A 22290-nucleotide genomic window follows, 5' to 3' on the forward strand; every position below is an offset into this window, starting at 1 on the left:
AGTCGGCGAGAGCAGGACGCGTCACCGGCCCTTGAGACGCGGCAGGATGCGTTTCTTCCACAGGCGCAATACCTGATTCAGGCGACCGCTGCGCATCAGCAGGCGAGCCTCGCGTCGCCGCAGCGGCAGCCCCAGCGTACGTTGCTTGAGTTTGAGGGAGTGGCGCAGGTCGAAGCGACGCATCATGCGCATCACACCGGCCGTGCCCGGCAGTCGCGGCAGCCGCACCGCCGAGGTGAAATCGATCAGTACCGGTATGCCATCGCGCAGTATGACGTTGGAGCCGCGGATGTCGTTGTGTGCCATGCGGCGCTGATGCAGCTGCTGCACGACGAGAATCAGCTGCTGGCAGAGTCCTGGATGCGCCGCGGGATCCAGCTGTGCATCGCTCAGCAGAGGGCCGGGAATGTATTCCATGGCCAGTGCCAGCGGGGAGACGCGTGCAATGGCGCGCGGTGCATGCGTCCAGCCGGCCAGGCGGCTCAGCATCTTCAGTTCTCGACGGACCAGCCAGCGCGCGACCAGTGCCGCAGGGGTGCCGGCATAACGACGGTAGTCCTTGCATACCACCGTCTGGCCATCGAGGTGCGTGAGATAGACTTCCGCCTTGAGAAAGCCCTTGGCGCGCTGCAGAAAGTCCTCTGCCGCCGGTTCGCGTGACAGCGTCCCGGCAGTGTCCGCGTCAGGCGTGGCCACTGATGCCTTGGGTGTCACTGTACCCGTGGTGGCCCTGCCGGAGGCGTCCAGCTCGTGAGTCGCCTTGTGCAGGGAGGGGATCAAGGAGGTTTGCAGGCGCATGACGGCAGGCTTCTTGTTAGCGAGGTAACAATGATTATCCTATCATTTAGCGAGTCCGCCCACCGTCGTGAGTGAATCATTCTGTTGCCCATCCAGCGACACTCGTCTCATGCGCAGGCGCCTGTCGGTATCGGGGACGTCTCGGTGATCATTGTCTCGGTGATCATTGTCTCGGGGCTTGGCCCATTGCGGTGCTGACGCTACGCTTGCACCTTGCGCTGCCGTTGGCGGCGACGTCATTGTCGAGGGAGAAGGTGTCATGGACTGTCTGTTCTGCAAGATCATCAATCGCGAGATTCCCGCCGATATCGTCTATGAGGATGAGGAGGTGCTGGCCTTCAATGACATCAACCCTCAGGCGCCGACCCATGTGCTGATCATTCCCAAGCAGCACATCGCCACGCTCAATGATATCGAGGAAAGCCAGCTGGCCACGGTGGGACGCCTGCAGTACACCGCCGCCAGACTGGCGAAAAAATACGGCTTCGCCGACGATGGCTACCGTGTGGTGATGAACTGCAATGAAGATGGCGGCCAGACGGTCTATCATATTCACATGCACCTGATGGGTGGTCGCCGCTTCACCTGGCCGGCTGGCTGAGCCGGCGTAGAGCAGGCGCCTGTACCGGCGGTTTGCGGGCAGGTAGCGGCTAGCGATATACAAGCGTGCGGCACACGGGCGCATACCGGGCATGACGTGAAAGCGTCATGCCCGGTCTTGTTCTGCAGGCTGCAGGCAGGAGATGTCGGAGCGATGCGAGATTCAGACGTGCCGACGACGACAGCGTCACTCTGCCCCTTACCGTGAGTGGGGGCCTTGCGTAAGATGGTGGCATTGCTCACGCCGTGCAGGAGTTCTTACATGACGCACCCCACCGCCAGTCAGGCACAACGTCACCACAGTCGCGCCGACCAGTTGATCCATCAGTTCGATACCATTCTGCGCACGCTGGTCCCTCATGCGGCTCAGCCGTCACGACCTACCCCGGCAGGCGATATCGTGGACAGCGAGATCAGTGATGCGGAGCGTCAGCATGCTGCCGGTCTGATGCGCATCAATCACACCGGTGAAGTCTGCGCCCAGGCGCTGTACCAGGGCCAGGGGTTCACGGCGCGTCTGCCGGAAACGCGCAGCCAGATGGAGCTTGCCGCTCAGGAGGAGATCGACCATCTCGCCTGGTGCGATGCACGTCTCGTCGAGCTGGATGCCAATACCAGCCTGCTCAATCCACTGTTCTACATGACGAGCTTTGCGCTCGGGGCAGCGGCCGGCGCCATCAACGACAAGGTCAGCCTCGGGTTCGTGGCCGCGACCGAGGAGCTGGTAGGCGAGCATCTGTCGAAGCACCAGCAGACACTGCCCGAGGGCGATCAGCGTTCACGCGCGGTGCTGCGGCAGATGGAGATCGATGAAGCGCATCATGAGCAATGGGCGCTGGAGGCCGGAGGACATCGCTTCCCGGGGCCGCTGAAGAGCGCCATGCGGCTGATGTCCAAGGTGATGACCGCCAGCGTCTATCGCGTGTGAGGGTCAGGCACCTGAGCTTGCCTGTGTAGCGTCAGGTCGCTGAAACGAAGAAGGCCGCCCCGTGGGGCGGCCTTCTTGCGTCGTGTGACCCTGAATCGGTCATCGGTCATCGGTGTCGGGGCTTATTCCTTGACCTGGTACTCACCATCCAGCGTCGCGGTGCTGGTGCCGTCTTCGCGTGTCGCATCCCGCGAATAGTTCTGACGGCCGTTGGCCTTGTCCTGGGCTTCCTGCATGCGCTGTTGCATCTCGCTCATGCGCTTCTTCATGCGCCGGCGGATGAAGGGCAGCATGATGATGCCCAGTACCATCATGATCAGTGCCGCGAACAGGCTGAAGATCATGACGACACCGCCGATCAGCCAGGCAGCGACCAGCTTGAGGCCGGACAGGCCTTGAGAAGGACGCTGGTTGCCGGCGTTGGCCTGCCATTGGCGAGCCTGGTTCCAGAGAGTGTTGTGCTGTTGGCCTTGCATGTTGATTCTCCGCAATGGTTGCCGGGCCGATGGGCCGGGCAGGGAAGACCCGATGTGTGAAGGTGGATGGTCGGGGGTATCGGGTCTGGAAAGTGGGGTGTCTCATTTGGCTGTCAGCGCCTGAAGCACCTGAGCCAGGGCGGTACTGCAGGCCCCTGCGAGATTCGTCATGCCTTTGGCTGCCTCATGATCTCAGCATCGAGGTTGGCAGCGTTGTCGTCAAGGCGATTGTCGTGTCCGCAGGGGCGCGGTGGAGGCCGTCAGGTCCGAGCGTCATCCGCCCGGCATCGTGCTGGCAAGGGTGGGCAGGCTCAAGGACAGGGTCTGCTGTCGGCCTTGCCCGTCCAGTCCGACGATTCGGATGGCATGCGCCTCCACGTCGACACTGCGTATTCTTTCAATGCCGTCGCTGGCGGCAAAATTCAAGGTCTGACGCAGGCTGTTTCTCCCCATTGCCCCTTCCTCCGTCTGGCGGGTCTGGCGGCGTAGCGCCTCATCGATCAGCTCGCCATCCGCGCGATTGATGGACAGTTCCATCTCCCAGCCGTCTCGCCCCCAGCCGGTGAAACGGACCTGATTCGCCACGATGTCCATGCCACTGAATTGACGCATCCCGCTGTGGCTGGCTCGCATCATCAGCTGGGTCAGCAGTTCCGGGGCCAGCCCCGTGGACAGGAGGCGAGAGCCTCCGTGATCGCGCTGCGAGTCCGGTGCCGCTTGCCCTGACGTGGCATCGCCATTGTCATTGCCCATCCCCGCAGCACGCCTGTCAGGGCTGCCAGGACTGCCAGAGCTGTCAGGACTGCCAGAGCTGTCGGGACTGTGCCCGCTCGCCGTGGCGAGCGCGGCCACCTCGCGACGAGTGTCATCCAACCCCGTGCCCAGCGTGGAAGCACTCAGTCGATGCTGGGGAGGGAGATCCTCGATGCCATTGGCATAGGCGGGCACCGAGCCCAGCATCAGGCCGAGAGCGCCCGCTCCCAGACGCTGGCGAAGGTTCACGATGGAGCGCCCCGCCAGCCGGATGCTGATGGCCCGAGAGCGAGCCTCCTTCACACTGGTAGAGGCAGGAGATGACGGCATGGACGCCTCCTCAAGGCAGTGGAACATGGCCTCACTGTGAGACATGCGACCTTGCATGACACTGAGAGGGGGATTCATCTGAGGTTCATTGCTGCCTGTCAGTCTTTGCGGCATGCGGTCATCCGTGCGCATCCGCTGGCGTCCGCGCTGTTCCAACGCAGGTTTGCTTGCACATTCCATTGCCAGGATGCTTGTCGAGCATCAGCGCCCGTCGCGGCGCACCAGACCCGCCGCAATTCAAGAGGTTTTCCGTCATGCCGACTCCCCGCAAGGCCCAGACAGGCGCCAGCGCATCCCGCGTCAGCCAATGGCGGCAACGCTATGGATGGTTGTGCCTGGGGCTGGGCGGCTTGCTGATCGGTGTCCTGGCCATGCCGCCGCATGCGCTGTGTGACAGTGAGCGCTGGCGTAGCCTGCACGATGAGGTGGCTGCCGGCCGTGTCATTTCACTGTCTGAACTGCTGGACAGTCTCGAGCGTGACTGGCTGGGGCAGGTGGTCGAGGTGGAGCTTGAAGACATCCATGGCGAGTTGATCTACGAGGTCGAGATGCTCGGGCCGCAGGGTCAGATGGCCAAGTTCACCGTACGGGCCGCGGATGGAGAGCTGCGTGAGGTGCGTGGCGTCAATCTGGACGCGATGCGCCGTCATGCTCCCGAGAGCCCGGCAGGCCCGTCGCCATCCCTGAGCGAGCGTCAGCCAACGGGCGGTCTTGAGGGTGCCGAAGACCCCTGAGGACCGTTATGCTTGCAGCAGTGTCCTCGTGTGATGCCGTGACGCGGTATCCGTCACCGGATAGCGACTGCCCAGGAGTGCCCAGAATTCATGAAGATATTGTTGGTGGAAGATGACATGCCGTTGGCCGAAGCGCTGATGGCACGCCTCAGTGAGGCAGATGTGCTGGTCGAGCATGCCGTCAATGGTGCCGATGCCGATTTTCTGGTGCAGACCGAGCGCTATGATGCGGTGGTGCTGGACCTTGGCCTGCCGGATGGTGATGGCACCCGCTGGCTGGCCCAGTGGCGTGAGGCCGGCATCGAAGTCCCGGTGCTGGTGCTGACGGCGCGTGAGCGCTGGTCGGACAAGGCGGCCGGCTTCTCTGCCGGTGCGGATGATTACGTGACCAAGCCCTTCGAGACGGCCGAGGTCATCTTCCGCCTGCGCGCGCTGGTGCGTCGCTCGCGCGGGCATGCCCATCCGGTGCTCAAGCTGGGGGATCTGGCCTGTGATACGCATGGCGGCACTGTCAGCCTGGCGGGGCGCCCCGTGTCACTGACGGCACAGGAGACGCGGTTGCTGATGCACCTGATGCATGCCGTGCCCGGCGTGGTGAGCCGTTCGGAGCTGGTCGAGCATGTCTATGACCGCGACCACGAACCCGACTCGAATGTCATCGATGTCCAGATCAGCCGCCTGCGTCGCAAGCTGGGGGCTGAGCGTATCGAGACGCTGCGCGGTCGCGGTTATCGCCTGCGCGACCCGGATGCCGAATCGGGTGGCGCAGACGGGGCCGGCGCAGCGGGAGCGGACGGCCGCGACGCATGAAGCCATTGTCCGTCGGCCGGCGACTGCTGGGTGGCTCGCTGGTCATCGCCTTGATCGTCATGCCGTTGACCGGTCTGGGGCTGGCGTGGAGCTTTCGGGATGCGGTGACGACGGCCTTTGACCAGCGGCTGCTGTCGCTGTCGAAGGTGTTGATCGCCGCGATCCAGTTCGATCGCGAGAAGGGCCGCCCGGGGCTTACGCGCTCGTTGGGTGATCCGCGTTTCGATCAGGCCTACTCCGGCTGGTATTGGCAGATTTCCGATCGCCACGGCAATGTGCTGACCTCGCGCTCGCTGTGGGATCAACGCCTGCCGATTCGCGATGAGATCAGTGCCGACGGGTTCCTGAGCCGGGATCTCGACGGGCCGCGTCATCAGTCGTTGCGCGCCATCGAGCGTGATATTCGCCTGCCGGGCCGCAGCCAGCCACTGCATGTGATGGTGGCGGCGAGTCGCAGCGAGGTGGACGCCGAGGTCGCGCGTTTCGAATGGTTGCTGGCGGGAGCGCTTGTCGCGCTGGCGTCGTTGTTGGTGTGTGGCTCCGCCGCGCAGATCAGCTGGGGGTTGGCACCGCTTCGGCGGTTGCGGGCACGCCTCAAGCGGGTCGCGGAGGGGGAGGCGGACAGGCTGGAGGAAACACGCCTGCCGCCTGAACTGACAGAGCTGACGCGCGCGATCAATGCAGTGCTGGAGCGAGATCAACGCCTGATCGAGCGTGGGCGTGCCGCGGCGGGCAATCTGGCGCATGCGCTCAAGACGCCAGTCAGTGTGCTCAAGGCCCAGTCCGAGCGCTTTGATGGCGAGGACCGCGCCCGCATCGATGCCGAATTGCGACGTATCGATGAGGCCGTGCGTCACCATCTGGCGCGGGCGAGTGCCGCGGGCGGTGCGCATCTCAGTGGGCGAGTCAGTCTGCGCGAGGCCGCCGGGCCGGTGTTCGATGGCCTTGGGCGCCTGGCGAGCCGGCGTGGCATCACCCTCAGTCTCGCGCTGGAGGATGATGCCGGTGTGCGCGTCGACCCGCAGGACCTGCAGGAGATGGTCGGCAATCTGCTCGAGAACGCGCTGCAATGGGCGCAGCAGCAGGTACGTGTGACCAGCGAGTCCCGCGATGGCGGTGTGCTGCTGGTCATCGAGGATGATGGCCCGGGCATGAGCGACGAGCAGAGCGCCGCCGCGCTGGGGCGTGGTGCACGTCTCGATGAGGGGCGCTCCGGTTCAGGGCTCGGGCTTGCGATCGTGGACGACCTGATGGCGCTGTATGGCGGCGAGCTGAGGCTGGAGCGCTCCGCTCTGGGCGGCCTGGCGGCGCATGTCTGGCTGCCCAGCTCACCGCTGGTGGGGACCAAGCCCACGGCCTGATGGGAAGTGGGGTGTCCTGCAGTCCTTTGACATAAGTCTATTGAAAGATATCAATTCATAGGGCTTGGCTATCATCTCGATCCCGAGAGACGATTGGGCGTCACGCCGGCCGCACCGTATTCTGAGTGGGTTCGGCTGGCAGCCGGACGGGCTTCGTTTCTGAGTCTCGTCTGCCGCGCCCTGCGGTGATGACGAACTGGCGCTCCTTCGGGGGCGCTTTTTTTATGCCTGCTATCTCCCTGTTCCGGCAGCGAGATGCGCGCCTGTCAGTGACCCCGGGAGAGGGTTGACGGGTGTGCAAGGCGGAGATTGAACGCAGGGAGGCTAACGGTCGTCTTCAGGATCGCATAGGCTGTCAGACAGGAGTCGTGTGAATTCTCAGGCGTCAGGAGGTGGGCATGAAGGACATGACGATGTGCGCTCAGCGTGGGGATCTGGAAGGGCTCAGGGAAGCGCTTGCCGAGCCCGGGGCGCGTGAGCGCCTCAATGATGTCGATTATCGCGGACGCTCGCCGTTGATGGTGGCCGTGCAGGCCAATCAGCCCGAAGCGGTGGCGGTGCTGTTGGCCGCGGGAGCTGACAGCGAGCAGACCGACGCCCTGCATGACACGCCTTTGCTGGCTGCCGCGGCGCTGGGATATGGCAATTGCCTGACTTGCCTGCTTGAGCACGGTGCCTCGGCCACGGTGCTCAATCGTTTCTCCTCCACGGCCCTGATGTCCGCCAGCGAGCGCGGCCATGCGGATATCTGTCGCGTGTTGCTGGAGCAGACGGACGTGCCGCCTGATCATCAGAATCGCCTTGGCTGGACGGCGCTGATCGAAGCCGTATTGCTGGGGGACGGCGGGGATGCCTATCAACAGGTGGTCAAGCAGCTGCTGGATCACGGCGCTGACGTCAATCTCGCGGATGCCGAGGGAGTGACACCTCTGGCGCACGCCCGCTGGCGCAAGTTCGAGACCTTGAGTGACATGCTGGAAGCGGCTGGTGGTCGGGAGCAGGGCGTGGCGCATGTCGTGTCGGACGAGACGCTTCAGGCAGCCCGCTCGGCGAGTTCTCGCCAGACATGATGGCCAACCTACGCAGGAGGCAGCGCATGGTATTACCCTGGGGGCTGTTGATCATCGGCGTAGCGCTGCTGTTGCTGGGTGCGCTTCGCTGGCAGTACGCACAATCACTCGCACGGGAAAGCGTCCAGGTGATGGGAGAGGTGATCAGTCATGATCGCGCCCTGAACGTGGAAGGGCGCGGCCGCATCCATCTGCCCAAGGGCGGTGAGTTGAGTGAGGACGAGGCCCTGGCGATGGCAGGCTTGCCGCCGGGGGGGCGCTTCAATGTCGAGTCGATCCAGTACGCGCCCATCGTGCGTTATCAGGACAGGCGTGGCGGTTGGCATGAATATGTATCACCGCTGGCGGTGCAGACGCCGACGCCTGCGGTCGGCGAGACCGTGGCCGTGAACTATCGACGCAGTGCGCCTCACGAGGCCAGTCTGCCTGGCACGCGCGGCTGGTTGATCGGCGTCCCATTGGCGCTGGGGGTCGCGCTGTGTCTGGTGGCGCTGCGTCTGTTGTTGAGAGGGCCGGTAGCATGAATAAGACCGGTAGCATTAAGAGGGCCGGTGGCATGGAGGGGGGCGCATGTTGGCAACCGGCTGTCAGAGGTGAGGGTGAATGAAGGATTCTGAAGGCCAGGGGACAACCCGGCGTTACGGTATCGGCATGCTGGTGCTGTGCTGGGGGCTGATACTTGGCATGCTGGTGTGGTGGTTCCAGGGGCAGCTCGAGGAGCGTACCCGCCCGAATGCCTCGCTGGCCGGTCAGGCATTGTCCCAGGGGGAGCCGCTGACCCTGACGCGCAACCGCTCAGGGCACTTCGTGGCCCCCGGCGAGATCAATGGTGAGCCGGTGACCTTCCTGCTGGATACCGGCGCCACCTATGTCTCGGTGTCCGAATCACTGGCCGAGCGTCTGGCGTTGCCGCGCGGGCGCGATGCCCGCTTCACCACCGCCAATGGGGTGAGCCATGGCGCACTGACCACGCTGGATGTCGTCAGTCTGGCGGGGCTCAACCAGCGCGAGGTGCGCGGGGCCATCGTGCCGGGCATGCATGATGAGGTGGTGCTGCTGGGAATGAGCTTTCTGGGGGAGTTCGATATCAACATGCGGGGGCAGCAGATGACACTCACGCCGGTTGCGGGGCGTGGCGGCTGACGAGACTGCCGGGCAGGAGAGGCCGGCCAGATAGTCAGACTGACAGGTTCTGATGCTCATGCTGTCTTGCCAACGATGGTCTCGCCAACGAAACGCCCCGCTCATGGGAGACCATGAGCGGGGCGTTTCACGTCTGACGCGTCAGCGGAAGATCAGTCCTGCTTGGGCGGCTCGACATGGCCACCGAAGCCGAAGCGCATCGCGGACAGCAGACGGTTGGCGTAGGTGTTTTCCTTGCGCGAGCTGAAGCGCGAGAACAGCGCGTTTGCCAGCACCGGCACGGCAACGCCCTGCTCGACGGCGGCATCGACGGTCCAGCGGCCTTCGCCACTGTCGGAGACGGCACCGCTGTAGTGATCCAGGCGCGCATCGCCGGCGAGCGCCTGGGCGGTCAGGTCGAGCAGCCAGGAGGAGACGACGCTGCCACGACGCCAGACTTCCGCGATGTCGGCCAGGTTGAGGTCGAAGCGCTGGTCTTCCGGAAGGTCCTCGGAGCCCTTGCTCTGCATCAGCTCGAAGCCTTCGGCGTAGGCCTGCATCAGGCCGTACTCGATACCGTTGTGCACCATCTTCACGTAGTGGCCGGCACCGACCGGGCCTGCGTGGATATAGCCACGTTCCGCGCGCTCATCCGGGGCATTGCGACCCTTGGTGCGCTCAAGGTTGCCATAGCCGGGGGCGAGGGTGTCGAACAGCGGCTCGAGATGATCGAACACGGCCTTCTCGGCGCCGATCATCATGCAGTAGCCGCGCTCCAGGCCCCACACGCCACCGGAGGTGCCCACGTCCACGTAGTTCAGACCCTTGTCCTTCAGCGTGGCAGCACGACGGATGTCGTCCTTGTAGAAGGTGTTGCCGCCATCGATGATGGTGTCGCCGGCTTCCATCAGCTCGGCCAGTGCGCTGATGGTCTGCTCGGTGATCTCGCCCGCCGGCAACATGACCCACACGGCACGCGGTGCCTTCAGCTGCTGGACCAGCGCCGCGAGATTGTCGACGTGGGTCGCGCCGTCAGCGACCAGTGACTGGGCAATCGCCTCGTCACGGTCATGGGCGACCACTTCGTGGCCATTGCGCATCAGGCGGCGGGCGATGTTGCCGCCCATGCGGCCGAGTCCGATGATACCGAGTTGCATGTTCGTTCCTTTCACGTGAAGCCGGGGAGAGTCGGGACGGCGCGAAGCCTACCCTGTGCGGGCGCTGGACGCAAAAACGGGCCATATCAATGACATGGCCCGTTGGGGTGCTCAGCGGAGACAGGCGTCAGTCGCGTGCCTGTCTCCGGGAGAGGGAGCGATCAGCGATCAATCCCAGCTCAGGGCACCGCCGACCTGATATTCGGTGACGCGCGTCTCGAAGAAGTTCTTCTCCTTGCGCAGGTCGATGATCTCGGACATCCACGGGAACGGGTTCTTGGCGCCCGGGAACTGCTCCTTGAGGCCCAGCTGCGCGAGGCGACGGTTGCAGATGAAGTGGAGGTATTCCTCCATGATGGCCGCGTTCATGCCCAGAACGCCGCGCGGCATGGTGTCACGCGCGTATTCGATCTCGAGCTGGGTGCCTTCCAGAATCATCTGGGTGACTTCGTCCTGGAATTCGGCGGTCCACAGGTGCGGGTTCTCGACCTTGATCTGGTTGATCACGTCGATGCCGAAGTTCAGGTGCATGGACTCGTCACGCAGGATGTACTGGAACTGCTCGGCGACGCCGGTCATCTTGTTGCGACGACCCATGGACAGGATCTGGGAGAAGCCGCAGTAGAAGAAGATGCCTTCGGTGACGGCGTAGAAGCCGATCAGGTTGCGCAGGAATTCCTGGTCCGCTTCCGGGGTGCCGGTGTGGAAGTCGGCACGCGCCAGTGCCTGGGTGTGCTTGAGGCTCCAGGCGGACTTGCGCGCCACGGAGTCCACTTCACGGTACATGTTGAAGACTTCGCCTTCGTCCATGCCCAGGGACTCGATGCAGTACTGGTAGGCGTGGGTGTGGATCGCCTCTTCGAAGGCCTGACGCAGCAGGTACTGGCGGCACTCCGGGTTGGTGATGTTCTTGTAGACGGCCAGCACCAGGTTGTTGGCGACCAGCGAGTCGGCAGTGGAGAAGTAACCCAGCGAGCGCATCACGATCAGACGCTCGTCTTCGGTCAGGCCGTCCTGGCTCTTCCAGAGCGCGATGTCCGCGTTCATGTTCACTTCCTGCGGCATCCAGTGGTTCGCGGAGCCGTCGAGGTACTTCTGCCATGCCCAGTCGTACTTGAAGGGCACCAGCTGGTTGACGTCGGCGCGGGCATTGATCATGCGCTTCTCGTCGACCTGAATGCGCTGGGCACCCATTTCCAGTTCTTCCAGACCCTTGGCCACGTCAAGATCGTCCAGCGCCTGCTGGGCGCGGGCGATGCGTTCCGCTTCGCTGACCGCGTAGCCTTCGCTGTTCTCGCTCGCGACGGCAACTTCAGCCGCCGGGGCAGCCGCCGGGGCTTCGGCCTGCGGCGCCGGTTTGGCAGCGGCCGGCTTCTCGGCAGCGGGGGCTTCGTCTTCGTGGAAATCGTCCCAGTTCAACATGTTGCGTTCCTCGTGTTCGTAGTGGTCACGCGGGCAATCAGCGTGACAAGAAGGCGTTGGCGGTGCGTCCTGCGACGCTGGCGCCATCGAGAGGCGTGATCTGCCGAGAGGGAAGGTCAGGCCCGGGCCGTGTTTCGAGACAATGTCAGGAGGCAGTGATTGTTGTGTCGGCACAAGACCGAGCCAGGCTCGGTCTTGAGAAAGTGCCGCAGCCCGCCTGCCGGGGATGTCATCGCAGGCGGGGAGTCAGGCAGGGCCTGACTCGAGTCTTGCGCAATCGCTTACTGACAGGCCTCACAGCCCAGCTCATCGATGTTGCTGGCGGAGGGGGCACGCTGACCGCTCTTGCCTTGCAGGAAGTCTTCGATGCCACGCGGTTCCGGCTTGGCTTCCGGTGCCGGGGTCGGCGCGGGAGCAGGAGCCGGAGTCGGTGCGTTGCCGACGGCGTTGTGCTTGCTGCGATCGACGGTGGACTTCTCCACGGCGGTTGCACCCAGAGCACGGAGGTAATAGGTGGTCTTGAGGCCACGGAACCATGCCATGCGGTAGGTCACGTCCAGTTTCTTGCCGGACACGCCCTGGATGTACAGGTTCAGGGACTGCGCCTGGTCGATCCACTTCTGGCGACGCGAGGCGGCTTCGACGATCCACTTCGGCTCGACTTCGAAGGCGTTGGCGTACAGCGCCTTGAGGTCTTCCGGAATGCGCTCGATCGGCTGGACGCTGCCGTCGTAGTACTTGAGGTCGTTGATCATGACCTCATCCCACAGGCCGCGCGCCTTGAGGTCGTTGACCATGTAGGCGTTGACCACGGTGAACTCGCCAGACAGGTTCGATTTGACGAACAGGTTCTGGTAAGTCGGCTCGATGGACTGCGAGACGCCACAGATGTTGGAGATCGTCGCGGTCGGCGCGATCGCCATCACGTTGGAGTTGCGCATGCCCTGGGTGCGGACCTTCTCGCGGATGTAGTCCCAGTCCTGAGTCTGGCTTTCGTCCATCTCGATGTAGTCGGCGCCACGCTCGGTCTTGAGCTTCTCGATGGAATCGATCGGCAGGATGCCCTGACTCCACAGAGAGCCGTCGAAGCTCTCGTAACGGCCACGCTCGGCCGCCAGATCACTGGAAGCTTCGATGGCGTGATAGCTGACGAGTTCCATGGATTCGTCGGCGAAGGTCACGGCTTCTTCGGAGGCATAGGCGATGGACTGCGCATAGAGCGCGTCCTGGAAGCCCATGATGCCGAGGCCGACCGGACGGTGACGCATGTTGGAGCGACGCGCCTGCGGAACGGCGTAGTAGTTGATGTCGATGACGTTGTCGAGCATGCGCACGGCGGTACGTACCGACTTCTTGAGCTTGTCGCCATCCAGCTTGCCGTCGATGACGTGCTGCGCCAGGTTGATCGAGCCCAGGTTGCAGACCGCGATCTCATCCTCGGAGGTGTTGAGGGTGATCTCGGTGCACAGGTTGGACGAGTGCACGACACCGGCGTGCTGCTGCGGGCTGCGCAGGTTGCACGGGTCCTTGAAGGTGATCCACGGGTGGCCGGTCTCGAACAGCATGGAGAGCATCTTGCGCCACAGATCACGCGCCTTGACGCGCTTGAACAGCTTCAGCTGGCCCTGACGGGTCATCTCCTCGTACTGCTCGTAACGCGCCTGGAAGGCCGCGCCGTACAGGTCGTGGAGGTCCGGGCAGTCGGACGGCGAGAACAGGGTCCACTCGGTGTCATCGAAGACACGCTTCATGAACAGGTCCGGCACCCAGTTGGCGGTGTTCATGTCGTGGGTACGACGACGGTCATCACCGGTGTTCTTGCGCAGGTCGAGGAATTCCTCGACGTCCATGTGCCAGGTTTCCAGGTAGGCACAGACGGCGCCCTTGCGCTTGCCACCCTGGTTGACGGCAACGGCGGTGTCGTTGACGACCTTCAGGAAGGGCACGACGCCCTGGGACTTGCCGTTGGTGCCCTTGATGTAGGACCCCAGTGCGCGCACCGGCGTCCAGTCATTGCCGAGACCGCCGGCCCACTTGGAGAGCATGGCGTTGTCGCGGATGGCACCGTAGATACCGTCGAGGGCATCCGGCACGGTGGTCAGGTAGCAGCTGGACAGCTGGCTGCGACGGGTACCGGCGTTGAACAGGGTCGGCGTGGAGGCCATGTAGTCGAAGCTGGACAGCAGCTCGTAGAACTCGATGGCGCGACCTTCGCGGTCTTCCTCGTTCAGGGACAGACCCATGGCGACACGCATGAACATGACCTGCGGCAGCTCATAGCGCACGTCGTTCTGGTGCAGGAAGTAGCGGTCGTACAGAGTCTGCAGGCCGAGATAGGTGAACTGGTTGTCACGTGTGTGATCGATGGCGGCGCCGAGGCGATCCAGATCGAAGGTGGCCAGTTGCTCATCCAGCTGCTCGAAGGCGATGCCGCTCTCGATGTAGGCCTTGAAGGCGACCGGGTAGTGGTCCTTCATCTCGCCGAAGGTGGCCTCGTCAGCGACCTTGAGGAAGCTCAGGGCTTCGCGGCGCAGGTTGTCCTGCAGCAGGCGGGCGGTGACGTAGGTGTAGTTCGGGTCCTTCTCGACCAGCGTGCGCGCGGTCATCATCAGCGCGGTGGACACGCCATCGACCGGCACGCCGTCGTACAGGTTCTTCAGCGAGTCATCGACGATCTTCTGGGCGTCGACGTTGGACAGCTCGGCGCAGGCATCGAACACGAGTGTCTCGATACGGCCCAGATCCAGCGGACGCACGCTGCCGTCGAGGTGCGTGACATTGATGGTCGGGTGCGGCTTGGCGATGCCGTCGTTCTGCGCGCTGCGGGCACGGGCGTGCTCGTCACGGTAGAGAACGTAGGCGCGGGCCACCTTGTGCTCGCCGGAGCGCATCAGGGCCAGTTCGACCTGGTCCTGGATGTCTTCGATATGCAGAGTGCCACCATCAGGCATGCGACGCTGGAAGGCATCGGTGATCTGGCTGGTCAGCTGCTGGACCAGATCGCGGATGCGCGAGCTGGACTCGACCTGATCACCTTCCACGGCGATGAACGCCTTGGAGAGTGCGACGGAGATCTTGCTGGCATCGAAGGGCGCAACATCGCCAGTGCGCTTGATGACGCGCAGGCGCTGGGGTGCGGTCACGTCGACTGCCGCCTGATCGGTGCTGAAAGTGGAATCCATGACGCCTTCCTGAATCGTCTGAAGGTGAATCGTTGCCCGGCGAGGGCCCGTGGGCAAAGCGTGTGTCACTGCCGGCGAGGCACCCGGTGGGGCGTGCCATCACGTACGGCTGGCTGACATATCGTCTGTTCGCTGTCTCGGCTGGCATGACCCGTCAGGCCACTGAAAGGCGGTCAGACAGGAAATTCGGTACCGATGACAGCTTGGTCGCGGCAGATCATGCGTTGCCGCGCCATCTGCTGAATCATCTCTTTCGGGCTTGACTTGAGGCTTGAAAATTGCCTTTCCGGCTTATGGGTGCGGACGTCGCCAAAACCCTACATATGGGGTGTGAGCTGAATTTGGACACAAGATAGTGTTGTTTTTGGGGTCGTGCAAGTGGATAACTTGTGGGTAAGGTGTGGTTGAAAATCCGTGCCTGCCGCCCGGGGATGTCAAGACATTGCGTGTTAATTTCTTTGCCCCTCGTCAGTGCGCATGTGTGCGGGACAGCTGGCGCGTAAATCCCCAAATTGGCGTATCATTCGTGACAAATCACCCTGAAAAGGTTACGACGTGGCACAGGACGGTAACTCCCTGTGAGCCGCTGGCCACGCCGACCCAACGATGCGGATGGAATGCCCTTGGATACCAATGCGCAAGAACATGTACTGATTGTCGAGGATGACGAGCGTCTGGCGACATTGACGCGTGAGTATCTCGAAGCCAACAACTTCCGCGTCAGCGTCGAACACGATGGCGGCCGGGCAGTGGACCTGATCATCAGCCTGCGCCCCGACATCGTGATTCTCGATCTGATGCTGCCGGGCGAGGATGGCCTGTCCATCTGTCGTCGCGTGCGGCCCCAGTTCTCCGGCCCCATTCTGATGCTGACGGCACGTACTGATGACATGGATCAGGTGCTGGGCCTCGAGATGGGCGCCGATGACTACGTGCCCAAGCCGGTGCAGCCTCGCGTGTTGTTGGCGCGCATGCGTGCCTTGCTCAGGCGGGCCGACGGCCCGGAAGAGGCGGCAGGCGAGACGCGTCTCGTCTTCAATGACCTGGAGATCGACAACGCTACCCGTGAAGCCTGGCTGGCGCGTGAGCGTATCGAGCTGACCAGTGCCGAGTTCGATCTGCTGTGGCTGCTGTCTTCCAATGCCGGGCGCGTGCTGACTCGTGAAGAGATCTTCTCGGCGCTGCGTGGCATCAAGTATGACGGCCAGGATCGCTCCATTGACGTGCGCGTCTCGCGCATCCGGCCCAAGATCGGTGATGACCCCAATCACCCTGAGCGGATAAAGACGGTACGCAGCAAGGGTTACCTGTTCGTCAAGGACCTCTGATTCATGCGGCGTGCGCTGTCTGACAGTATCTTCCTGCGCGTCTACGTGGTGCTGCTGCTGGCGTTGCTCCTGACGCTGGGCGTGGCGTTGGGCGGTTATCAGCTGACCAACGCCGTCCGCCTCGAGGCCTACCAGACCCGCCTGGGGGCGGCGCCGATGCTGCTGCTGACCCGGCAGGTGGCCGAGGCGCCTCCTGCCGAAAGGTCGAGCCTGCTGGAGCGCTCCTCGCGCCTGCTGGATGCGCGGCTGATGCTGGCGCCTGTCGAGGTATTCGACCTCAACTGGTGGGAGAAGCGCCGTCTGGCGGCCGGCCGGCCTCTGGTGCATGAGCATCAGGATGCTGGCTGGCAGCTACTGATGCAGGTGCCGGGCGAGGAGCAGGTGCTGGAGCTCAGGCTGCTGCATCTGGCTGAGCGACAGTTGCGGGGATTGATGTCGTTGCTGCGGGAAACCTTGTTGCCCATGGCACCGGAGCAGCGTGTCGCTCTGTTGTCGGAGCTGCAGGATGCCTCCGGGCTGGCCTTCGCTCAATTGCCTGACATGCCCAACGGGCTGGATGCGCAACAGGTCGGGCGGATCAACGACCAGCGAGTGGTGCTCAACATGGCAAGCCATGGACAGGCGCTGGCGCTCTATACCCGCCTGGAGGGTCACAACCTGATCAAGGTCGGGCCGCTGCAGGTCTTCGAGACGACCCCGGCGGCATTGATCGTTGCCATGATTCTGGCCGTCATCAGCCTGTTGGGGGGTGTCATCTATCTGGTCGTGCGTTCGCTGGAGGCACGGTTGACTCGACTGGAGAAGGCGGCGACCCGGATTGCCGGCGGCTACCTCGATACGCGGGTCAGGATCGAGACCAATGACTTTCTTGGCCGTCTCGGCATGGCCTTCAATGGCATGGCCGAACGCGTGCAGGGATTGCTGGGAGCCCAGCAGGACATGATTCGCGCCGTCTCCCACGAGCTGCGTACCCCGGTGGCACGTATCCGCTTCGCGCTGCAGATGATCGAGGACATGGTGGATGATGACTTCGTGCTCCGGCAGATCAAGGGCGCCGATGGTGACATCGAGGAGCTCGACAAGCTGATCGACGAGATCCTGACCTATGCACGCCTCAATGACGCCGCCGGGGTTCAGCTGGATCTGGGGGCGGTGGACTGTCGGGAAGTGGCGGAGCAGGTCTGTGAAACCCTGGCGCCACTGCATCCTGAGCTGCTGCTGAGCATTGAAGGCGGTGCCTTTGATGTGGAGGCGGAGGCACGCTATCTGCAGCGTGCGCTGCAGAATCTGGTCTCGAATGCCTGTCGGCATGCAGATTCACGTGTGCTGGTGCGCATCTCCAGAGACCCGCAGGTGGTGCGCATCGATGTCGAGGATGATGGCCCCGGCGTGGGCGAGGAGGACCGCAAGAAGGTCTTCAAGCCATTCGCGCGACTGGATGATTCACGCACGCGATCTTCAGGTGGCTATGGTCTGGGGCTCTCCATCGTGCAGAAGATCATGCACTCTCATGGCGGAAGCGTGGTGGTCGATCGGGGCATCGCCCTGAAAGGGGCACGTTTCAGCCTGCTGCTGCCCTTGTCCAGCAGCAAGCTGGGACGTGAGGCGCCTCCTTCCTTGCCACCCGTGACCCCCGGGGAGGGGGATGACGGGCAGCGCACCTGAGCGATGCTACTCTATCGTGATACGCAGTGGTGCGAAGCGATGTCATCAGCGAGGAGGGCAAGTGGATGAATCTGCAAGATGCGAGCCGTGACGTCGGGGCTCTGCATGACGCATTGATCGGCTCCTGGGAGCTGCAACGCTTCTGGTATGCCTGGCCGGATGGGCGTGAATGGGAGCCATTGGGGAGGTGTGCGGGTCAGCTGCACTATCTCCCCAATGGCTTCATGAGCGTTCAGCTGGCGGCTCGTGAGCGTGAGCCTCTTGGGGTGGCGCCCACTGATGATCAATTGATGGCGGCCTTTCGGCAGGGCTTTGCCTATTGTGGGCGCTGGTGCTGGGATGAGCGGCGTCAGGAGGTCCGTCATCAGGTAGACGTCGCGAGCATCGCGGACTGGAGTGGCGTGACGCTGGCGCGGCGAGTCCAGCTCACCGGAGAGTCACTGCTGCTGGGCACGGACGCGCCCAATCTTCAGCTGCCTGCAGGGGGCTATACCACCTGGCTTGCCTGGCAGCGCCTTCATGATAGATGACATCATTACCGAAAAGGCTTGACGGGATCATGGCTTAAGGTGCAAGGTAACCCCTGTTGGATAGCAAGACGCACCACTCAGTCGCCTGTGCTGCTCGGTAAAACGCCTTGAGCGCCCCGAAATGCCTCGCTGATTTGATGCATGGTTTTGCTTTGCCCACGCTCTTCGGGTAATGCCCGTTATTTCAAACATGCTAATCAGAGAGGAATTTCTCATGGCAACTGGTACAGTTAAGTGGTTCAACGACGCGAAAGGTTTTGGTTTCATTGCTCCGGCTGACGGCGGTGACGATCTGTTCGTTCACTTCTCCGAAGTCCAGGCAGAAGGCTTCAAGACCCTGCAGGACGGCCAGCAGGTCTCCTTCGACGTGACTCAGGGCCAGAAAGGCCTGCAGGCAGCCAACGTCAAGGCTATCGACTGATCATCACTCGCTGCGGAATTCGTTCCGTGTGAGATGATAGATGTCTAGAAGCGCCCCAGCTCATGCTGGGGCGCTTCTGTTTGTGTGCGTGAAAAATGCAGTATCGGTGACCTGGTACGCCCCGCAGGGGCATGCCATGAACAAGAGCCCCGCCCCACTGCGCTTCTCGTGCAATGGGACGGGGCTCTTGTCGTTCAAGTGGTTGTCCGGAGATGCCCTGGGGCATTGGCTCAGGCTGGCTTCACGCCGCTGAGCACCTCAAAGGAGGTCTCGCGGGCAGTGAGCAGGAAATCATCCATCCAGGGAGTGCCCAGCAGATCCTCTCGCACTGCGGCATAGAGTGTCGCCCAGATTCCGTCGCCCAGAGGCAGGCCGCGAACGTAATCGCGGGTCAGGTATTCGGCCAATGCCCAGTTGGGCAGTGCCGTCACGCCGCGACCGCTGGCGACAAGCTGCATCATCATGACCGTCATCTCGGCATGGCGGATCTCGCGAGGGCTGATGTTGGCGGGCTCGAGGAACTGGGTGAACACGTCCAGTCGGTCATGCTCGACAGGGTAGATGATCAGCACTTCTTCCCGCAGGTCTTCCGGTTCCACACGGCCCTTGAGAGCCAGTGCATGCTGGCGTGCCACGGCCAGCATGACTTCGTAGCGGAACAGCGGCAGGTACTGGATACCGGTCATCTCCACCGGATTGGCCGTGATGACCAGGTCCAGCTGCTCGCGACCCAGCGCCTGGAGGGGAGAGAAGCTATGGCCCGAAGGAATGTCGACCTCGATCTCCGGCCAGTGATCCCGGAAGCGATCCACCGTCGGCATCAGCCATTGGAAGCAGCTGTGGCATTCGATGGCCATATGCAGCCGTCCTTGCTCACTGCCTGCCATGCGCGCGATGTCACGCTCTGCCATGCGAAATTGCGGCAGTACCTGTTCTGCCAGTGACAGCAGGCGTTGCCCTGCACGGGTGAACTCGACCGGGCGCGTCTTGCGAATGAACAGCGGCGTGCCCAGGCGCTCTTCCAGGTCCTTCAGTTGATGTGAGAGGGCGGACTGGGTGAGGTGGATGCGCTCGGCAGCCTCGACCAGCGAGCCGGCATCACGCAGTGCCAGCAGCGTGCGGAGATGGCGTAGTTCGAGCATGATGAGTTTTGCTCATTTGGATGAGTGAACAGTTCATTTTCATTCAATTCTTGGGCGAAGTGCTGCGCAGGTCAATCGCTGCTGTGCGAGGAAGCGTCAATGAGCTCCGTTGGGCATTCCCCCTGAGCCTGATGGATCTCGGCATGGCCATCGCAGAGGGAGGCGTCTCATGCAGGCAGTGCCAGTGTCTTCACGATGACGGCACCTCATGGGAATTGCCGTGAATCGAGGCCCACAAGGCTGGCTGCGCTTGATAGACTTTCTTCATGCGCCAGGATGGCGTTGCTCTCTACGCCTTGAAATCACGCTGTGTCGCCGCCTCCAGCGGAGTGCGGTGCGTTACTTTCTGTCGTCAGGCATGCCCAGGGAGGGCTTTTCATGTTTCCGTTTCACTCGCGCCCGGATCATACGAGGGCCGCTGCCTGTTCGGCGCCAGATGTCTCGCCTCGTCGTGGCGGGCGTCAGGTGGCCGCTATCTCGACCTGTACTGCGACAGGTATCTCGACAGGCGCACCGGCCAATCTCCTGTGCGTGTCGATGATGGCGCTGCTGAGTGGCTGCTCCATGCTGTCGGATGAATCGCGTGATGCGCCGAGTGCGCAGGTGATGCCGGCACCGCTGAAGATCCCTGAAGTGCGTCCTGCCACGAAACCAGTCAAGCCCAGGGCACCCAGTGCCGAGTCGCTGGGTCAGGCGCCGGCGGTGACATTGCCCGCGACCTTCCTGCCGCCTCGGGGGGCCAGCGAGTATCAGGTCTGGCGCTGTACGCCGGCGCAGGATCTGTTGATGGCCTTCAGTGATGGACAGGACGCGAGGGGCAGGCCTCCCGTCTCTGTGGCGACGGACACCCCTCAGGAGGCGACTGCTGAAGGCTGGCTGCGGCTATGGTCGCGTCAGCATGCCTACTCCCTGGGGCATGTGGTGAGTGCTTCCGGCGCCCGTTATCGGGCCAATGACGCCCCGGTCTCCGAGCGGCAGCGTCAACAGGCCGAGGGGGGAGCCCGTGAACTGGAAGTCTGGTTCAAGGGGCGGGAAGCCACGCTGCACAATGCGCGCGGCAATCTTGAGTGCGTTCAGGATGATCAGCGCACCATCCAGATCCCCGATGACCAGCCGCTGCTGGTGGCACAGGGTCACGAGCCTGAGTGGCGTATCAGTCTGGATCGAGCGCATAACCGGATGACGGTGACGGCATCGCCCGACCTGTTGGGTGCCGTGCAAGGCAAGGCGCGGGTGTCGCAGGACGCTACAGGCACCGATGACAGCAGCTCTGGCGTTGCCGGGAACGAGAGCGGCAAGCAGGAGCAGGAGTCATCGTCGCTCAGTCAGTTGACGTTACCCTATCGGGTCAATGACGACGGCAAGCATGGCAAGGTGCTGTCGGCGCGCTTGCCGCACGCTTCAGTCGGCAGGGGGTGGCTGAAACTGAGCCTGACGCCGGGTGCCTGCTTCGACACCATGCAAGGTACCCCGTATCCGCTGACCTCCGAGCTGACTCTGACGCGAAAAGGAGGAGAATCTCGAGATCTGAGTGGCTGTGGAGAGGCATACCTCCCCTGACATGACGTTTTTTTCGTCGATTTTTTCGAATGGTTGGTGCGATCTTTATCGCTTTTTGTGCCACGGAGTTCATCTATCATGGCGGGCAGCTCTCCATCACGGGCAACGGATGCCAAGCCTGGCTCGTGATGGGAAATCGTCCTTTCTGTCTGCGGAGAACCTGCCATGTCTGCCACACCGCTCAATGTTCTGCTGGTCTCATCTTCCCTGTTCGGAGAAAAAGGCAACTCTCGTGAACTGGCTTCCGCGTTCGTGGATGCCTTGCAGGCGTCCGGTCACGAGCATCAGTTGACGCATCATGATCTGGTCGAGCGCGACCTTCCGCACCTGGGTGCCGCCGAGATGCAGGCATGGATGACGCCGGCGGATGAGCGAAGCGCCGAGCAACGCAAGCTCGCCGAGCTGTCTGATGGTTTCCTGGCCGAGCTGAGAGCGGCAGATCTGCTGGTCATCGCGGCACCGCTCTACAATCTAGGCCTGCCGACCCAGATGAAGGCGTGGTTCGACCGGGTGCTGCGTGCCGGCGAGACCTTCCGCTATACCGAGAAGGGGCCGGTAGGTCTGCTGGAAGGCAAGCAGGCACTGGTGCTGGCAGCACGTGGCGGGATGTATGCAGGCAGTGACCTGGATTCCCAGACGCCGCATCTCACATCCATGCTCGGGCTGATGGGCATCACGGATCAGCACTTCGTATACGCTGAAGGCCTCAACATGGGCGATGAGCCAAAGGTGGGAGCTCTGTCAGAGGCCAGGACAGGCATCGCCAACTACGTAGATGCTCTCTGACCCGGTGTATCTGCCGTAGCTGAGTCACATTGGTTGAGCATGATGAATGAAAACGCCACCGCCGCTCTGAGAGGAGCGGCGGTGGCGTTTGTGCTATCGGGAAGCAGAGGTCACT

The 22290-nt window shown here is 62.8% G+C and carries 21 protein-coding genes; 14 read left to right on the plus strand and 7 right to left on the minus strand.

The annotated features are described in order from the left end of the window. Window positions 1-21: 21 nt before the first annotated feature. Window positions 22-798: an RIO1 family regulatory kinase/ATPase gene (locus tag OW493_RS04085; protein WP_289863345.1), complete on the minus strand. Its 777-nt coding sequence runs from the start codon at window positions 796-798 to the stop codon at window positions 22-24. Between the two features lie 259 nt (window positions 799-1057). On the opposite strand from OW493_RS04085, the gene OW493_RS04090 reads away from it, so the two are divergent. Together OW493_RS04090 and coq7 are read left to right on the plus strand one after the other, a co-directional pair. Further along, window positions 1058-1399: a histidine triad nucleotide-binding protein gene (locus tag OW493_RS04090; protein ID WP_141392266.1), complete on the plus strand. Its 342-nt coding sequence runs from the start codon at window positions 1058-1060 to the stop codon at window positions 1397-1399. A 261-nt stretch (window positions 1400-1660) separates the two neighbouring features. Further along, window positions 1661-2326 carry a 2-polyprenyl-3-methyl-6-methoxy-1,4-benzoquinone monooxygenase gene (coq7, locus tag OW493_RS04095; protein WP_176493688.1) on the plus strand — a complete coding sequence of 222 codons (666 nt, stop codon included), beginning with the start codon at window positions 1661-1663 and terminating at the stop codon, window positions 2324-2326. Window positions 2327-2448: 122 nt separating this feature from the next. Here coq7 and OW493_RS04100 read toward each other — a convergent pair whose 3' ends face one another. Together OW493_RS04100 and OW493_RS04105 are read right to left on the minus strand one after the other, a co-directional pair. Continuing rightward, entirely contained in the window at window positions 2449-2802 is a 354-nt protein-coding gene (locus tag OW493_RS04100) for a hypothetical protein (RefSeq protein WP_084209397.1), read from the minus strand. A gap of 273 nt (window positions 2803-3075) precedes the next feature. Continuing rightward, entirely contained in the window at window positions 3076-3885 is an 810-nt protein-coding gene (locus tag OW493_RS04105; protein WP_289863346.1) for a hypothetical protein, read from the minus strand. Between the two features lie 254 nt (window positions 3886-4139). On the opposite strand from OW493_RS04105, the gene OW493_RS04110 reads away from it, so the two are divergent. From OW493_RS04110 to OW493_RS04135, 6 genes are all read left to right on the plus strand, one after another. Further along, window positions 4140-4619 carry a hypothetical protein gene (locus OW493_RS04110; RefSeq protein ID WP_191236523.1) on the plus strand — a complete coding sequence of 160 codons (480 nt, stop codon included), beginning with the start codon at window positions 4140-4142 and terminating at the stop codon, window positions 4617-4619. Window positions 4620-4709: 90 nt separating this feature from the next. Next, window positions 4710-5429 (plus strand): response regulator transcription factor, encoded by a 720-nt coding sequence (locus OW493_RS04115; RefSeq protein ID WP_077378872.1) that lies wholly within the window; start codon window positions 4710-4712, stop codon window positions 5427-5429. Continuing rightward, on the plus strand, window positions 5426-6790 hold the full coding sequence (locus tag OW493_RS04120) for a HAMP domain-containing sensor histidine kinase (RefSeq protein ID WP_077378875.1): 1365 nt from the start codon (window positions 5426-5428) through the stop codon (window positions 6788-6790). The genes OW493_RS04115 and OW493_RS04120 overlap by 4 nt, the downstream gene beginning before the upstream one ends. A gap of 398 nt (window positions 6791-7188) precedes the next feature. After that, the gene (locus OW493_RS04125) at window positions 7189-7860 is read left to right on the plus strand and encodes an ankyrin repeat domain-containing protein (RefSeq protein ID WP_077378878.1); all 672 of its coding nucleotides are present in this window, start codon (window positions 7189-7191) and stop codon (window positions 7858-7860) included. Window positions 7861-7886: 26 nt separating this feature from the next. Next, a complete protein-coding gene (locus OW493_RS04130; RefSeq protein ID WP_077378881.1) occupies window positions 7887-8384 on the plus strand; it encodes a DUF3592 domain-containing protein in 498 nt (165 codons plus the stop codon). 79 nt (window positions 8385-8463) lie between these two features. Further along, window positions 8464-9003: a retropepsin-like aspartic protease gene (locus OW493_RS04135; RefSeq protein WP_077378883.1), complete on the plus strand. Its 540-nt coding sequence runs from the start codon at window positions 8464-8466 to the stop codon at window positions 9001-9003. Window positions 9004-9155: 152 nt separating this feature from the next. On the opposite strand, the gene gnd is transcribed toward OW493_RS04135, so the two are convergent. The 3 genes from gnd to OW493_RS04150 all read right to left on the minus strand — a co-directional run bounded on the left by gnd (window position 9156) and on the right by OW493_RS04150 (window position 14743). Then, window positions 9156-10139: a phosphogluconate dehydrogenase (NAD(+)-dependent, decarboxylating) gene (gnd, locus tag OW493_RS04140; protein ID WP_077378886.1), complete on the minus strand. Its 984-nt coding sequence runs from the start codon at window positions 10137-10139 to the stop codon at window positions 9156-9158. 168 nt (window positions 10140-10307) lie between these two features. Next, window positions 10308-11561: a ribonucleotide-diphosphate reductase subunit beta gene (locus OW493_RS04145; protein WP_136939074.1), complete on the minus strand. Its 1254-nt coding sequence runs from the start codon at window positions 11559-11561 to the stop codon at window positions 10308-10310. A gap of 281 nt (window positions 11562-11842) precedes the next feature. Then, a complete protein-coding gene (locus OW493_RS04150) occupies window positions 11843-14743 on the minus strand; it encodes a ribonucleoside-diphosphate reductase subunit alpha (RefSeq protein ID WP_084209391.1) in 2901 nt (966 codons plus the stop codon). Between the two features lie 617 nt (window positions 14744-15360). Here OW493_RS04150 and OW493_RS04155 point away from each other — a divergent pair. The 4 genes from OW493_RS04155 to OW493_RS04170 all read left to right on the plus strand — a co-directional run bounded on the left by OW493_RS04155 (window position 15361) and on the right by OW493_RS04170 (window position 18687). Then, a complete protein-coding gene (locus OW493_RS04155) occupies window positions 15361-16071 on the plus strand; it encodes a winged helix-turn-helix domain-containing protein (RefSeq protein ID WP_077378895.1) in 711 nt (236 codons plus the stop codon). A gap of 3 nt (window positions 16072-16074) precedes the next feature. Beyond that, complete coding sequence (locus OW493_RS04160) at window positions 16075-17736, plus strand: HAMP domain-containing histidine kinase (RefSeq protein WP_077378898.1); 1662 nt, start codon at window positions 16075-16077, stop codon at window positions 17734-17736. A 65-nt stretch (window positions 17737-17801) separates the two neighbouring features. Next, complete coding sequence (locus OW493_RS04165) at window positions 17802-18266, plus strand: lipocalin-like domain-containing protein (RefSeq protein ID WP_139345494.1); 465 nt, start codon at window positions 17802-17804, stop codon at window positions 18264-18266. A gap of 214 nt (window positions 18267-18480) precedes the next feature. Further along, window positions 18481-18687 carry a cold-shock protein gene (locus OW493_RS04170; protein ID WP_077378903.1) on the plus strand — a complete coding sequence of 69 codons (207 nt, stop codon included), beginning with the start codon at window positions 18481-18483 and terminating at the stop codon, window positions 18685-18687. Between the two features lie 230 nt (window positions 18688-18917). On the opposite strand, the gene OW493_RS04175 is transcribed toward OW493_RS04170, so the two are convergent. Continuing rightward, the gene (locus OW493_RS04175; protein ID WP_289863347.1) at window positions 18918-19829 is read right to left on the minus strand and encodes a LysR family transcriptional regulator; all 912 of its coding nucleotides are present in this window, start codon (window positions 19827-19829) and stop codon (window positions 18918-18920) included. A 378-nt stretch (window positions 19830-20207) separates the two neighbouring features. On the opposite strand from OW493_RS04175, the gene OW493_RS04180 reads away from it, so the two are divergent. Further along, window positions 20208-21389, plus strand: a complete 1182-nt coding sequence (locus tag OW493_RS04180) for an MliC family protein (RefSeq protein ID WP_289863348.1) — start codon at window positions 20208-20210, stop codon at window positions 21387-21389. A gap of 165 nt (window positions 21390-21554) precedes the next feature. Then, entirely contained in the window at window positions 21555-22175 is a 621-nt protein-coding gene (locus OW493_RS04185) for an NAD(P)H-dependent oxidoreductase (protein WP_191236527.1), read from the plus strand. Window positions 22176-22290 lie beyond the last annotated feature (115 nt).

The sequence above is a fragment of the Cobetia sp. 14N.309.X.WAT.E.A4 genome (genome assembly GCF_030397495.1).
GTDB classification, from domain to species: domain Bacteria; phylum Pseudomonadota; class Gammaproteobacteria; order Pseudomonadales; family Halomonadaceae; genus Cobetia; species Cobetia marina.